The organism is Siminovitchia sp. FSL H7-0308, from assembly GCF_037980985.1.
Lineage (GTDB): Bacteria > Bacillota > Bacilli > Bacillales > Bacillaceae_C > Siminovitchia > Siminovitchia thermophila.
Window position 1 is genome coordinate 128,915 of record NZ_CP150282.1, and the last position, 14,558, is coordinate 143,472.

Annotated in this window: 14 protein-coding genes; all 14 read left to right on the top strand. The window is 43.0% G+C overall.

The annotated features are described in order from the left end of the window. Window positions 1–49 precede the first annotated feature (49 nt). The 14 genes from atpF (at window position 50) to MHB50_RS00690 (ending at window position 14,549) form a co-directional block, all read left to right on the top strand. Window positions 50–577, top strand: a complete 528-nt coding sequence (atpF, locus tag MHB50_RS00625) for a F0F1 ATP synthase subunit B (protein ID WP_340084695.1) — start codon at window positions 50–52, stop codon at window positions 575–577. Beyond that, the gene (locus MHB50_RS00630) at window positions 574–1,110 is read left to right on the top strand and encodes a F0F1 ATP synthase subunit delta (RefSeq protein ID WP_340084696.1); all 537 of its coding nucleotides are present in this window, start codon (window positions 574–576) and stop codon (window positions 1,108–1,110) included. The genes atpF and MHB50_RS00630 overlap by 4 nt, the downstream gene beginning before the upstream one ends. A 30-nt stretch (window positions 1,111–1,140) precedes the next feature. Beyond that, entirely contained in the window at window positions 1,141–2,649 is a 1,509-nt protein-coding gene (gene atpA, locus MHB50_RS00635; RefSeq protein WP_339161106.1) for a F0F1 ATP synthase subunit alpha, read from the top strand. Window positions 2,650–2,742: 93 nt separating this feature from the next. Continuing rightward, window positions 2,743–3,600 carry an ATP synthase F1 subunit gamma gene (atpG, locus tag MHB50_RS00640; protein ID WP_339161107.1) on the top strand — a complete coding sequence of 286 codons (858 nt, stop codon included), beginning with the start codon at window positions 2,743–2,745 and terminating at the stop codon, window positions 3,598–3,600. A 216-nt stretch (window positions 3,601–3,816) separates the two neighbouring features. Further along, the gene (gene atpD / locus MHB50_RS00645; protein ID WP_077109619.1) at window positions 3,817–5,238 is read left to right on the top strand and encodes a F0F1 ATP synthase subunit beta; all 1,422 of its coding nucleotides are present in this window, start codon (window positions 3,817–3,819) and stop codon (window positions 5,236–5,238) included. Window positions 5,239–5,260: 22 nt separating this feature from the next. Continuing rightward, window positions 5,261–5,662: a F0F1 ATP synthase subunit epsilon gene (locus tag MHB50_RS00650; RefSeq protein WP_339161109.1), complete on the top strand. Its 402-nt coding sequence runs from the start codon at window positions 5,261–5,263 to the stop codon at window positions 5,660–5,662. A gap of 96 nt (window positions 5,663–5,758) precedes the next feature. Continuing rightward, entirely contained in the window at window positions 5,759–5,998 is a 240-nt protein-coding gene (locus MHB50_RS00655) for a DUF1146 family protein (RefSeq protein ID WP_077109617.1), read from the top strand. Between the two features lie 174 nt (window positions 5,999–6,172). Then, window positions 6,173–6,892: a YwmB family TATA-box binding protein gene (locus tag MHB50_RS00660; protein ID WP_339161111.1), complete on the top strand. Its 720-nt coding sequence runs from the start codon at window positions 6,173–6,175 to the stop codon at window positions 6,890–6,892. Between the two features lie 32 nt (window positions 6,893–6,924). Further along, window positions 6,925–8,241 carry a UDP-N-acetylglucosamine 1-carboxyvinyltransferase gene (gene murA / locus MHB50_RS00665; protein ID WP_339161112.1) on the top strand — a complete coding sequence of 439 codons (1,317 nt, stop codon included), beginning with the start codon at window positions 6,925–6,927 and terminating at the stop codon, window positions 8,239–8,241. 549 nt (window positions 8,242–8,790) lie between these two features. Next, entirely contained in the window at window positions 8,791–9,813 is a 1,023-nt protein-coding gene (spoIID, locus tag MHB50_RS00670; RefSeq protein ID WP_339161113.1) for a stage II sporulation protein D, read from the top strand. A gap of 159 nt (window positions 9,814–9,972) precedes the next feature. Further along, the gene (locus MHB50_RS00675) at window positions 9,973–10,932 is read left to right on the top strand and encodes a peptidoglycan DD-metalloendopeptidase family protein (RefSeq protein WP_339161115.1); all 960 of its coding nucleotides are present in this window, start codon (window positions 9,973–9,975) and stop codon (window positions 10,930–10,932) included. A gap of 876 nt (window positions 10,933–11,808) precedes the next feature. Further along, the gene (spoIIID, locus tag MHB50_RS00680) at window positions 11,809–12,069 is read left to right on the top strand and encodes a sporulation transcriptional regulator SpoIIID (protein ID WP_077109611.1); all 261 of its coding nucleotides are present in this window, start codon (window positions 11,809–11,811) and stop codon (window positions 12,067–12,069) included. Between the two features lie 683 nt (window positions 12,070–12,752). Further along, entirely contained in the window at window positions 12,753–13,754 is a 1,002-nt protein-coding gene (locus MHB50_RS00685; RefSeq protein ID WP_339161116.1) for a rod shape-determining protein, read from the top strand. 15 nt (window positions 13,755–13,769) lie between these two features. Then, window positions 13,770–14,549, top strand: coding sequence for a flagellar hook-basal body protein (locus MHB50_RS00690; RefSeq protein ID WP_340084697.1), 780 nt, complete (start codon window positions 13,770–13,772; stop codon window positions 14,547–14,549). The last annotated feature ends 9 nt before the right edge of the window (window positions 14,550–14,558 follow it).

Sequence of the window (14,558 nt, forward strand, 5' to 3'; positions counted from 1 at the left end):
AAGCCGGTTTAAAGTTTAATATCAGGAGCTTGGAAGGAGTGGAGCGGGCTTGTTAAAGAGTAGCTTTGTATTGGGAACACAAATTGGAGGAGTCCATTTTAACGGCGGCGATATTTTGTTCCAGCTTTTCATGATGCTTATTTTGTTGGCGCTTTTGAAAAAGTTTGCCTGGGGACCTTTAATGGGTGTCATGAGACAAAGGGAAGAACATATTGCCAATGAGATCGACTCGGCTGAAAAGAGCCGTGAAGAAGCGCATAAATTGCTTGAAGAACAGAAAGCATTACTGAAAGAAGCGCGCCAGGAAGCGCAAAACATGATTGAAAATGCTAAGCAACTAGCTGAAAACCAGCGCCAGGAGATTATGGATACAGCCCGCCAGGAAGCGGAACGTATGAAAGAGACTGCGCGTTTGGAAATTGAACAGCAAAAAGACAATGCAATGTCTGCGCTTCGTGAACAAGTTGCTTCATTGTCTGTCATGATTGCATCAAAAGTGATTGAAAAAGAATTGGATGCCGAAGCCCAAGGGAAACTGATCAATGAATATATTGAAAGAGCAGGCGAGGATCGATGAGTAATCCTGTCGTTGCCCAGCGGTATGCATTGGCTCTTTTTCAATTGGCTAAAGAACAAAATATGTCAGACCAAATCGTTGAAGAGCTGCGCACTGTAAAAAAGGTGCTTGTCCAAAATCCGGGTTTTATCCACCTTTTGCAGTCACCAAAGCTTTCTGTCAATAAAAAAAGAAACCTTATAAAAGAAGTTTTTCAAAATGCGTCACAACCTGTCATCAATACGATGATGCTGTTGACCGATCGGCATAGGGAGAATATCATTCTCGAAGTTGCCGAAATTTTTATCAAGTTGCTGAATGAAGAGCGCGGAATTGCGGAAACAGTCGTGTATTCTGTACGACCGCTGACTGCGGAGGAAACAAAGGCCATTTCTGAAACATTCGCGCCAAAAGTGGGGAAAACCGCATTAAACATTGAAAATATCATTGACTCCGAATTACTAGGAGGCGTTAAGGTCCGCATCGGAAACAGAGTTTTTGACGGAAGCCTTAAAGGAAAACTTGACCGACTTGAACGCACGTTAGTCAGTTAATATCAACTTGAAAAATGAGGGGTGAAATCCATGAGCATCAATGCTGAAGAAATCAGTGCGCTGATCAAGCAGCAAATTGAAAACTATGAAGCAGATTTGGAAGTAAGCGATGTAGGCACAGTTATACAAGTTGGGGATGGTATTGCCCGTGCCTACGGACTTGACAATGTAATGGCAGGGGAACTTGTGGAGTTCTCTAATGGTGTCATGGGAATGGCGCAAAACCTTGAGGAGAGCAACGTCGGTATCGTTATTCTCGGACCTTATACGGAGATTCGTGAAGGTGACGAGGTTCGCCGTACAGGGCGCATCATGGAAGTGCCTGTCGGAGAAGAACTAATTGGCCGTGTTGTAAACCCGCTCGGACAGCCAGTCGATGGCATGGGTCCAGTCAACACTGTGAAAACTCGTCCGATCGAAAGCCCCGCGCCAGGGGTTATGGATCGAAAATCAGTCCATGAGCCTCTCCAAACAGGGATCAAAGCGATTGATGCGCTTGTGCCGATTGGACGTGGGCAGCGTGAGCTCATCATTGGTGACCGTCAAACAGGTAAAACGACCGTTGCCATTGACACGATTTTAAATCAGCGCGATGAAAACATGATTTGTGTGTATGTTGCGATCGGACAAAAAGAATCTACTGTCCGTAATGCGGTTGAAACACTTCGTAAATATGGTGCGATGGATTACACCATCGTTGTGACAGCTTCTGCATCACAGCCCGCACCACTCTTATTCCTCGCTCCGTATGCGGGTGTAACAATGGGAGAAGAGTTCATGTATAACGGCAAGCACGTGCTTGTTGTATATGATGACCTTTCCAAACAAGCAGCGGCATACCGTGAACTTTCCTTGCTTTTACGCAGGCCTCCTGGCCGGGAAGCTTATCCGGGGGACGTATTCTATTTACACTCCCGTCTTTTGGAACGTGCTGCGAAGTTAAGTGACGCAAAAGGCAGCGGATCATTGACCGCTCTTCCATTCGTTGAAACACAGGCGGGAGATATTTCGGCTTATATTCCGACAAACGTGATTTCGATCACGGATGGACAAATCTTCCTGCAATCAGACTTGTTTTTCTCAGGGGTGCGCCCTGCGATTAATGCGGGTCTTTCCGTTTCACGTGTTGGAGGATCAGCACAAATTAGCGCCATGAAAAAAGTTGCCGGTACACTTCGCCTTGACCTTGCGGCATACCGTGAGTTGGAATCATTTGCCCAATTCGGTTCAGACTTGGATAAAACGACTCAGGCAAAGTTGGCACGCGGTCAGCGAACAGTGGAAGTACTTAAGCAAGACTTGAATAAGCCAATCAGGGTAGAAAAGCAAGTCATGATCTTATATGCTCTTACAAGAGGATTCTTGGATGACATTCCAGTTCAAGATGTACGGAGATTTGAAGAAGAATTGTACTCTTGGCTTGACCACAATCGCGCGGAATTGCTCGAAAGCATTCGCTCTACCGGGAAGCTTCCTGCTGACGAAGACATGGCTGATGCTTTGAACACATTCAAAAAAACATTCGCTAAAAGCGAATAATAGATATAATAGTGGGAAAATGGCGCCCAGTTTTCCGGCGGATGGAAGCTGCGGGCGTCTCCCTTAGAATGAAATGGCAGGGTGGTGAATCAAGTGGCATCATTACGTGATATCCAATCTCGTATTAATTCAAACAAAAAATCGAGTCAAATTACCAAGGCGATGCAAATGGTCTCGGCAGCCAAGTTGAATCGTGCCGAAACAAATGCGAAATCGTTTGTTCCCTATATGGAAAAAATTCAAGAGGTCGTAGCCAGTATAGCTCTTGGAAGTCAAGACGTCGAGCACCCCATGCTTGTATCCCGACCGGTTAAAACAACCGGATATTTGGTTATTACAACGGACCGAGGTTTGGCTGGCCCCTATAATAGCAACGTTTTGCGGGCTGTCCAGTCAAAAATTCAAGAAAGGCATAAAAACAATGATGAATATGCCATCATCGCGATTGGTCGTATGGGTCGGGACTTTTTCCTAAAAAGGAAGATGAATGTGGTATCTGAAATCATAGGTCTTCCTGATCAACCTTCATTTTCCGATATTATGGAGATTACGAAAAATACAGTGGCAATGTTCTCGGATGGTACGTTTGATGAGTTATATATGTACTACAATCACTATGTCAGTGCGCTCACCCAAGAAGTGACCGAGAAAAAAGTATTGCCTCTTACCGACTTGGGGTCTACTACAAAATTAATGTCCTATGAATATGAACCTTCCGCTGATGCCATATTGGAAGTGTTGTTACCGCAGTATGCGGAAAGTTTAATATACGGTGCCCTTCTTGACGGAAAAGCGAGTGAACACGCTGCCCGCATGACAGCAATGAAGAGCGCAACGGACAATGCGATCGAAATAATAGACAATCTTACTTTAACCTATAACCGTGCCCGCCAGGCAGCCATCACCCAAGAGATTACAGAAATTGTCGGCGGTGTGGCAGCACTTGAATAAGCTTGACGGGCTGTTAACAGTATTCATACTGGAATCCTCTGTTTTCAAGTATGATGTCAGCAAAGAGATCACTTTTGTTGAATACTGTTAAGCATTTCGAGGAATGTCACGGAATTTGAAAGAAAGCAAATTGTGCAAGCAAAATTCTAAAGCCGGACTGAATTGACGCCGAGCCGTCATTGATTAAAAATCACAACCCAGGTAGGAGGGGAAGTAATGAACAAAGGACAGGTTTTGCAAGTAATGGGACCGGTAGTCGACGTGAAATTTGCCGATGGCCATCTCCCTGAAATTTACAATGCGCTAAAGATAACATATGATGCAAAATCAGACACAGAAGTAAATATTGACCTGACACTGGAAGTCGCCCTTCATCTTGGTGACGATACAGTTCGTACAATCGCCATGGCATCTACCGATGGTGTTCAACGGGGCATGGAAGTTATTGATACAGGTGCATCCATTTCCGTACCTGTAGGTGACATTACCCTTGGGCGTGTTTTCAACGTTTTGGGTGACCCAATTGATTTAAACGAGGATATTGATGCAAGTGCAAGGCGCGATTCCATCCATCGTGACGCTCCAAAATATGAGCAGCTTTCCACTGAAGTGGAAATTTTGGAAACAGGCATCAAAGTTGTTGACTTGCTTGCTCCATACATTAAGGGTGGAAAGATCGGCCTGTTCGGTGGTGCCGGTGTAGGTAAAACGGTACTCATTCAGGAACTTATCAATAATATTGCCCAAGAACACGGTGGTATCTCGGTTTTCGCCGGTGTTGGAGAGCGGACCCGTGAAGGGAACGACCTTTACTTTGAAATGAAAGATTCAGGCGTTATTGATAAGACAGCGATGGTATTTGGTCAAATGAACGAGCCGCCTGGCGCCCGTATGCGTGTTGCTCTAACGGGTCTAACGATGGCTGAATATTTCCGTGATGAACAAGGACAGGACGTTCTATTCTTTATCGACAACATTTTCCGCTTTACACAAGCAGGTTCTGAAGTTTCCGCCCTTTTAGGCCGGATGCCTTCTGCAGTTGGATACCAGCCTACACTCGCTACGGAAATGGGTCAACTTCAAGAACGTATTACTTCTACAAACGTAGGATCAGTAACATCTATCCAAGCGATATATGTTCCCGCTGATGACTATACGGACCCGGCTCCGGCAACAACGTTTGCCCACTTGGATGCTACAACCAACCTGGAGCGTAAATTGTCCGAGATGGGTATTTATCCTGCGGTAGATCCGTTGGCATCAACATCAAGGGCTCTTTCGCCGGAAATCGTCGGAGAGGAACATTATGAAGTTGCCCGTAAAGTGCAACAAACCCTTCAAAGATACAAAGAGTTGCAAGACATTATTGCGATTCTTGGTATGGATGAGCTTTCTGATGAAGACAAATTGGTCGTTCACCGTGCGCGCAGGATCCAATTCTTCCTGTCGCAAAACTTCCACGTCGCTGAACAGTTTACAGGACAGCCGGGTTCTTACGTTCCTGTACAAGAAACAGTCAAAGGCTTTAAAGAAATCCTTGAAGGAAAATATGACCATTTACCTGAAGATGCATTCCGTCTCGTTGGACCAATCGAAGATGTGCTGAAAAAAGCCGAAGAAATGGGCGTTGAAGTTTAACTAGGGACGAGGAGGCGATAACATGAACGTTTTAAAAGTGAGCATTGTTACTCCGGACGGTCCCGTTTATGAATCTGAAGCTGAAATGGTCAGTACGAGAGCTGAAACAGGTGAGCTGGGTATTCTCCCAGGGCATATCCCTTTAGTTGCGCCGCTTGAAATTGGTGCAGTTCGCTTAAAAAAAGCGGATAAAACCGAATATGTTGCGGTCAGCGGCGGCTTTCTTGAAGTTCGTCCGGAAAAAGTGACGATTCTTGCCCAATCCGCTGAAAGAGCTGAAAGCATAGATCTTGCCCGTGCTCAGGCTGCTAAAGCAAGAGCAGAGAAATATTTACAAGCAAAGCGTGATAATGTAGACTTTAAACGGGCAGAACTGGCATTAAAACGAGCCATGAATCGAATAGCTATTTATCAGAATAAGTAAAAGTGACACATGTTTTTACAACACCTTCTGGTCAGACAGATCGGAAGGTGTTGTTGTGAACGATCTTTATATATGACAAGTAGGGAGGAAGGATCTATGATCGACGGGTTGGAAATTGGACAACAGGCCCTCGTGAGCATCATTTCCCATCTTGTATTTATTGGCATTACATTTTGGGCTTTACAAGCACTCCATTTTGACAAACTACTAAGCGCTAATCGTGTCTTCCAAGCAAGATTGTTGTACATCATTTTAACAATCGCCATCGGTTCTTCTGTCAGCAATTTTTTTCTTGATTATCTCAACTGGTCCAGACAACTTCAATTCCTTTTATAATATAGCCCTTTTTGCCTATTTAAAATTTTTGATTTGTTGTTATGATTTGAAACAGGTGAAGAAAATTGTCGAAATAGGATATACTATAAAGTAGTATTTGTCTTTTTTTGATGCTTTTCTCTCAGTATGACATCCTTCTTGGTGGCAACACTGGTATCAGGGAGGGGAAATACGATGAGAAAAGAATATTTCTTTCTTTTTTTGCAAATGATGGTTATGATCAGTTTGATTGCCTCTTTTATCGGGAATAACACCAATGCGGCCAATTATGGAAATATGGACATGGATCACTTGGCACGTGGGGTTTCCCAAAATTCAGGTGCGATCATTGAATGGTCTCTACATACAAGAGAAACGATTGATCTTTCGGAAAAGGATCGGTTCATACATAATTTGAAAAGTCAGTTTCCCGGATGGGTTTGGACTGTTTCTTCAGAGAACGGTTTAGACAACGTGACGGGGCGTATGGAACATGACGACTTTCGAGAAACGATCAAAGTAGTCACCATGGAAGACGGAGGTTCATCTTATAGTTTATACGAAGTGACGGGGAAGGTGTGGAACACCCGCATTTCCAAGAAAATAGAAAAAATCCTCCAGTCCAGAACAGACCAATTATTTGAAAATAATGTACTTGTTTTCTCTTGTATCAAAGGCGTATTCAATGAAGATACCGGAAATTTGGCAAACGATTTGCTGCTATTTTTCCAGGCTGAGGAAAAAGAGGCGCTAAAAGAAAAAGATTTTTACTCTATTTCTGCTAACTCCTCTCTTTTTTCACAATCAATTTCGCTAACTGAACATGAAATGAATCTGCAGATCGGACTGCGCAATAACGAGACGGGAAGCACATCCTTCGTGATAGGCACACCCATCTTAACAAATGAATATTAATATTAAGAAAATGGACGCGGAGGGGAACACTCTTGGAAAAAATCATCGTCCGCGGCGGAAAAAGGCTCAGCGGCACCGTAGTTGTAGAAGGCGCCAAGAATGCTGTCTTGCCTGTTATCGCTGCATCCCTATTGGCTAGCGAAGGAAAAAGTATCATACGAAATGTACCGACTCTCTCCGATGTATTTACAATTGGTGAAGTGTTGCGTCATTTAAATGCAAAAGTACATTTTGAGAATAAAACGGTATATGTCGATGCTTCGGATGAATTGCAACATGAAGCGCCTTTTGAATATGTTCGTAAAATGAGAGCTTCCGTTCTTGTCATGGGTTCTCTCTTGGCCAGACAAGGAAAGGCACGGGTTGCACTTCCAGGAGGATGTGCGATCGGATCTCGTCCCATTAACCTTCATTTAAAAGGATTTGAAGCGTTGGGAGCCTCTGTTGAAGTCGGTAATGGCTTCATTGAAGCATCAGCAACCCAGTTAAAAGGTGCAAAAATTTACCTGGATTTTCCCAGTGTCGGTGCAACTCAAAATATCATGATGGCCGCCGTTTTGGCCAAAGGCACAACCATTATGGAAAATTGCGCGAAGGAGCCGGAAATTGTTGACCTCGCCAATTATCTAAATAAAATGGGAGCCGTTGTAAAAGGCGCCGGAACAGCAACGATTAAAATTGAGGGAGTCGAAAAGCTTTATGGAGCCGACCATACGATCATTCCAGATCGGATAGAGGCCGGGACTTTCATGGTGGCCGGAGCCATAACCGGAGGCAATATTGTTGTAAATGGAGCAGTTCCAGAGCATCTTGCTTCTCTTATCTCCAAACTTCAAGAAATGAATGTAGAAATAGTCGAAGAAAAAGATGGGCTTCGGGTGATAGGTCCGGATAAACTAAAGGCTGTCGATCTTAAAACGATGCCTTACCCGGGCTTTCCGACAGACATGCAATCTCAAATGATGGCGCTATTGCTTTGTGCACAGGGTACAAGTGTCATTACGGAAACTGTATTTGAGAACCGTTTTATGCATGTGGAAGAATTCCGCAGAATGAACAGCAATATCAAAATAGAGGGGCGTTCGGTCATCATTGAAGGACCGAGCAACTTGCAAGGTGCAGAAGTCGCGGCAACCGATTTGCGGGCAGCCGCCGCACTCATCATTGCCGGACTTAAGGCCGAAGGCTATACACGCGTAACAGAATTAAAGCACTTAGACCGTGGCTACTTGGATTTTCATAAAAAGCTGCAAATGCTCGGAGCCGATATTGAACGTGTTCAAGTTGAAGCAGATGAGTTTGGTTTGGAAGAACAACACTTCCAGCCCAACATAAGCTTAAACCCCTAATGAATCGATTGATCATAAGGGGCTGGGACATAAGCAAATACGAAATAGCAAAAACCGAACAATTCATTTATAATTGTTCGGTTTATTTGTGTTAAAAAAATCCCTATCATCGCTACGTCAACATATTTCGCTTTCCGCAGGTCTCTTCAGCTTCCTCGGAAAGCAAAGGTCGCTTTCCTTCGGAATCTTCAGCTCGAGCTATTCCCGCATGAGTCTACCTATTTTGACTACGCTATAAGCTTGCGTATGATACCTAGGACAATTTATCCGGCATGTAAGGTGCCGTAAGAGACTCCCCCTTCAAAATCTTGAGTAAATACAAAAGGTCTAAGTGTGAGAAAACGGCACCTAAATGCCCGATTGGTTCAACTAACATTCAGTAGGAGCCCTATTGAATGAAGTTTTACTTTATTCTTCGTTTTTTCATCAGCTGATTTAGTTGTGTCCAGACTCTCTGTCGTACATAAGCATAAATGCTTGTCCTCTTGAATAAGTTGAATTAAGGCGGTCAATCCGGGCCGCTCTAATTTCATATTGGAGGCATCGGGCATGAAATCACTGAAAACAGCTTTAGTCATTTCCTTTCTTGTATTAGTAGTTTCTTTCTTAATTCCTTCTTTACTTGTCTTGCCTTATTCCAATGAAAGAGCAGGGGCCAAACTGGATGAAGAAAAAAGTTCTACCGAGCAAAGCGTTGATAAAGCCAATCCGGCTGCAGAAGTCGCTGTTTTGCGTACAGCGACGAATACAGTGGAAAAGCTCCAGCTGGAAGAATATGTAGAAGGGGTGGTCGCATCGGAAATGCCTGCGGAATTTGAAGAAGAGGCCCTAAAAGCACAAGCTTTAACCGCAAGAACGTACATCGTCAATCATCTTCTAAGTTCAAAAGACGATCGTATTCCGCAAAATGCCGATGTTTCGGACACTGTCAACCATCAAGTGTATAAAAATAAACAAGAATTAAAACAGCTTTGGGGAAAAGAATTTGATTGGAAAATGAAAAAGATTAAAGAAGCCGTCGAGGCGACTAAAGGAAAAATACTTACGTATCAAGACAAACCGATTAATGCCTCCTTTTTTTCAACCAGCAACGGTTACACAGAAAATGCGGAAGAATATTGGAGCAATTCCGTTCCTTATTTAAAAAGTGTAGAAAGTCCCTGGGATGCCGACTCACCGAAGTTTCAGGACAGAAAAGTGTTTAGTGTTCAAGAGTTTCAACAAAAGTTGAACATTCGTCTTGAGAACAGCAATGATGTGGGCACGGTCACAAAGCGAACATCGGGAAAAAAAGTGGCGGAAGTGTCCATTGCGGGAAAAACATTTACCGGCAGGGAAATTCGTGAAAAACTCGGTCTTCAGTCAACTGATTTTAGTTGGAAAAGGAAAGGAGACACGATCATTGTCTCAACAAAAGGCTATGGACATGGAGTGGGGATGAGTCAATACGGTGCCAATGGAATGGCTAAAGAAGGAAAAAAATATGAGGAAATTGTCCGCCACTATTATCAAGGAATTTCCATTTCAAATGCCAACAGCTACTTTGATAAAATCATGGCAAGCAGTCAATAACGAGCCGGCCTCGACATGAGGCCGGATTTTTTGTACCTTTGATAAAATTACATGTTCCATTCGATGAATAAATTTTTAGTATTTCGGAAAAATAAGATGTTAATTTCTCATTTTTGAGTATATAATTCTGCCTTTTTGTTCACAATGATGGCAGAGGTGATGAAAATGAGAGAGGAAGAAAAGAAACGATCTTCTCTAAAAAACTTTTTTAAAAAGCGGTGGGTGTTTCCGGCCATTTATCTTGCAAGTGCTGCATTGCTCATTTCGGTGCTGTTTTGGTATCAAACGGCAGGAAATAAAACAACGGATGATCAAAACCTGGCTAAAGACAGCCAAGATTTAACGGGAATGTCAGGCGAGGATTCAGCCATTGAAGTGAACCAGGCTTTTGAAAATGTCGCAATGCCTGTCAAAAACGAAGATGAAGCTCAAATTGTCACGCAATTTTTCGATACAAATGCATCCATGGAAGAGCAAGAAGCTGCACTCGTCGTTGATGGAAGCACATACCGTCCAAACATGGGTGTTGACATTGCCATGAAAGATGGGAAAGAATTTGAAGTGGTTGCTTCACTTAGCGGAAAAGTGGTTTCCGCAAGACAAGACTCCCTGCTTGGAAATGTCATCGAAATCGAGCATGACAATGCCGTCAAAACCATTTATCAATCTGTAAAAGACATGAAAGTGAAGTCCGGAGATAATGTAAAACAAGGAGATGTCCTTGGAACTTCTGGAACGAGCCAGCTTAATAAAGAAGCGAAAAATCATGTTCATTTTGAGATTAGAAAAGACAATACGGCACTCAACCCGATTGATTTCTTTGGCCAGCCATTTACCGCTTTTGAAAAAGTAGAAAAACCGGCTGATACGTCCGGTGAAAAAAATAACGAGGTTGAAGAAAGTACCGGTGGTTCAGAAGAAGAAAAAGTGAATGAAAGTACCGGTGATTCAGAAGAAGAAAAAGCGAATGAAAGCACCGGTGGTTCAGAAGAAGAAAAAGCGAATGAAAGCACCGGTGGTTCAGACGATGAAAAAATGAATGAAAGCACCGGTGGTTCAGATGATGAACAAACAGAAACCGGAAAAGAATTACAACCAGAAAAAGAAACGGAAGAATAATATAATCAAAATAGGAGGCAAGCAGATGCGCTTGTCTTTTTTATTTTTCATAAAGAAATCAAGGTGAAGTGATCGTTGCAAATGGGGCTCAACTGCCCAAACGCCCGATTTGTTCGGAACTGCAAAAGAAAAAACGATGGCAGCGACACATCGCAGTTTTTGAAAGGGGCGATCACAAAGGTGTTGCGGCGTACAGGTCGTATGAGTGCACCGAAAAGGAAGTTTCGGCATCGTAAATCGCACCAAGAAAAAGCGTAAGCTTTCTAGCACGTTCCCGCTTCATCTTGCCAACAGGACGCTTTGATCTTAGCCTTTGTTGCGCTTTTGATCTAGGGTTTAGAGTTTTGCAGGTTAGGAATGCTTCGTCGTGTAGCGGCGCCTGCACGCTCCATATCTGATGGGCTTCTTTCGGCTGATTGCAGTCATTGGGTACGTTGCTAAACGGGCGCTTCTGCTTTTCTGCTACTTCTGAGCGTGGAAGAATGAACCCGGAGACCTAAGACGCGACATCACATACCCCTCTTCATTGCAATTTCACTTTGTTTTTTACGTAAGTGTTTGCAAGCGCTTATTATTTGAATGAATTTTCTCCTATCCTTGTCCTTATTGGCTATTTCGAGCATATATCACGTGCAGGACAAATAAGATGATACAAACACCAACAAAAAATAGAGAGTGCTTGAGGTGAGTAATCGTTAATATGGATCCCACATTCTGTTAAATATTTGTTTAATTCCTGTAAAAGTAATTTTCTTGTAAAAAGTGATTCTCCAGCCGCGCAGTATGCTTGTTTCCGAAAAAGCAGACCCAGCAACTTTTTGATAAAACGAGTCTCATTTCACACTCCTCACATCCAATTCAGGGAGGGCGAGTGGTGTGCACGATTACATCAAAGAACGTACAATCAAGATTGGAAGGTATATCGTGGAGACGAGAAAAACAGTTCGCATGATTGCGAAGGAGTTTGGCGTATCCAAAAGTACTGTCCACAAAGATTTAACCGAGCGGCTGCCGGAAATCAATCCGGAATTAGCCGTTCAAGTCAAAAGTATATTAGAGTACCATAAATCAATCAGGCATTTACGAGGAGGAGAAGCGACAAAGCAAAAATATAAAAAGGCAGAATTGCAAAAATAATTTGAAATAAGGCAAAATGCCTTCTCAGCTTGTAGTGAAAATAAGTATTTTTTCTCTACAAGCTTTCTTTATATCTAAGTATATAGAATGCATCTATTTGAAAACGACTTCCGCCCACCTATACTTGCGCGTCTGGATGGATGGCAATCTTCTTCATGTCAGAAGGCAAGGCTAACTATATAAAGTCAATACTGTTATTGGTATATTCCATCCATTTTCTCAGTGAAAATTAGGCATGACAAAAAAGCTTGATGATTCAAAATTGTAAATTTGGATCATCAAGCTTCTTTATAATCCTCATCAGTTTTCATTAGATAAAATATGACTCATTAACTTCTTTGCTATGTGGCTAATCTGGGACAAAACCCTGTAAAAATGAAGTAAACCGCATGGAATCAAGTTTAAAACCTTGATTTCACGCGGGTTTTTCTCACGATTTTTACGAATATGAATCAGCTTTCAACTTATGTCCCAGCCCCTTTTCTCTATTTCGGATTTGCTTATGTCCCAGTCCTTTTTGCACTTGTCATTTTGTGTAAGAAAATCAAAAAACTTGTCAAGTTTTTTGTAAACGATCTCCTTTTCATTTCAAAGGTATGATAAAATATTACATTAGGGAAATCTAACATAGGACGAATTACATACATAACTTTTTTATTTAAATATTGAAGGTAGGGATTCGAATGTTCGCAAAAGATATCGGCATTGACTTGGGGACGGCAAACGTTTTAATACATGTAAAGGGACAGGGCATTGTATTAAATGAACCGTCTGTAGTGGCTATAGACCGCAATTTAAACAGGGTACTCGCGGTCGGAGAAGAAGCTAGACGCATGGTTGGCCGCACACCCGGAAACATTGTCGCAATCCGTCCTTTAAAAGATGGAGTCATTGCCGATTTTGATGTTACTGAAACCATGTTAAAGCACTTTATCAACAAGTTAAATGTCAAGGGCTTTTTATCCAAGCCACGCATTCTGATTTGCTGTCCAACAAATATTACGAGTGTGGAACAAAAAGCAATCAGGCAAGCTGCTGAAAAAAGCGGTGGAAAAAAAGTGTATTTGGAAGAAGAACCGAAGGTAGCCGCGATTGGAGCAGGAATGGATATTTTCCAGCCAAGCGGAAATATGGTCATTGACATCGGCGGAGGAACAACGGATGTGGCGGTTCTGTCCATGGGTGATATTGTTACATCCGCATCGATTAAAATGGCCGGAGACAATTTTGACAATGACATATTGAATTACATAAAGAAAGAGTACAAGCTCTTAATTGGTGAAAGAACAGCAGAAAACATCAAAGTGGAGATCGGAACGGTATTTCCGGGGTCCAGAGATGAAAAAATGGAAATACGCGGCCGTGATATGGTAACAGGACTGCCAAGGACGATTACTGTACGTTCTGGTGAAATCGAATGTGCATTAAAAGAATCCGTGGATGTCATTGTTCAGGCTGCAAAAAATGTGCTTGAAAAAACACCGCCCGAGCTTTCTGCTGACATTATCGACAGAGGGGTCATTCTTACTGGCGGGGGAGCCCTTTTACATGGAATCGACCAGTTGCTTGCTGAAGAGCTCCGGGTCCCGGTTCTAATTGCAGAGCATCCGATGGATGCTGTTGCGGCAGGTACTGGGATCATGCTTGAAAGTATAGACAGAATTGCCAAGAGAAGTTTCGTTTAACAAGGAGGCGTATTTATGTTAAGAGGCTTATATACTGCCGCATCAGGCATGTATGCTTCACAGCGGAAAACAGAGTTGTTGTCCAATAATATGGGGAATGCGCAAACACCAGGCTATAAAGCCGACCATGCATACTCCCGGGCCTTTCCAGAAATGTTGTTGGACAGGATTGATTCGTCGGGCATGACACGGAACCAGCGGGTGGGATCACTAAATACCGGAGTATATGTTCAAGAAATCATTCCCCGTTTTATACAGGGGGATTTGCGGCAGACAGACCGCACAACCGATTTAGCTTTGTCGGACCGCGGGATGGGGAACGTCCTGTTTTCGATTGAGCAAGACGGCCAAGTAAAATATACAAGAAATGGCCGTTTCACTGTTGATTCATCCGGGTACTTAACGACAGAAAGCGGGTATTATGTCTTGGATGAAAACTCAAATCGGATTCTCTTGAACAGCGATCAATTTCAAGTCGACGGAGAAGGCCGAATTATTGAAAATGGAGCTCAGGTCGCACGGCTCCGTCTGGCTGTATCTGAAAATCCGGAAACCCTTCTTAAAGAGGGAGACGGAATGTATAGAACAGAGAACGGGGAGCTTCTGCCGCTGGCGGCAAACCAAACATATGAGGTTTCCCAAGGCTTCATTGAAGGATCGAATGTTGATCTAACAAGATCCATGACTGACATGCTGACCGCATATCGCGCTTTTGAAGCCAATCAAAAAGTGCTGCAAGCTTATGACAAAAGCCTGGACAAAGCAGTCAATGAAATTGGAAGGCTCAATGGATAATAAGAAGGT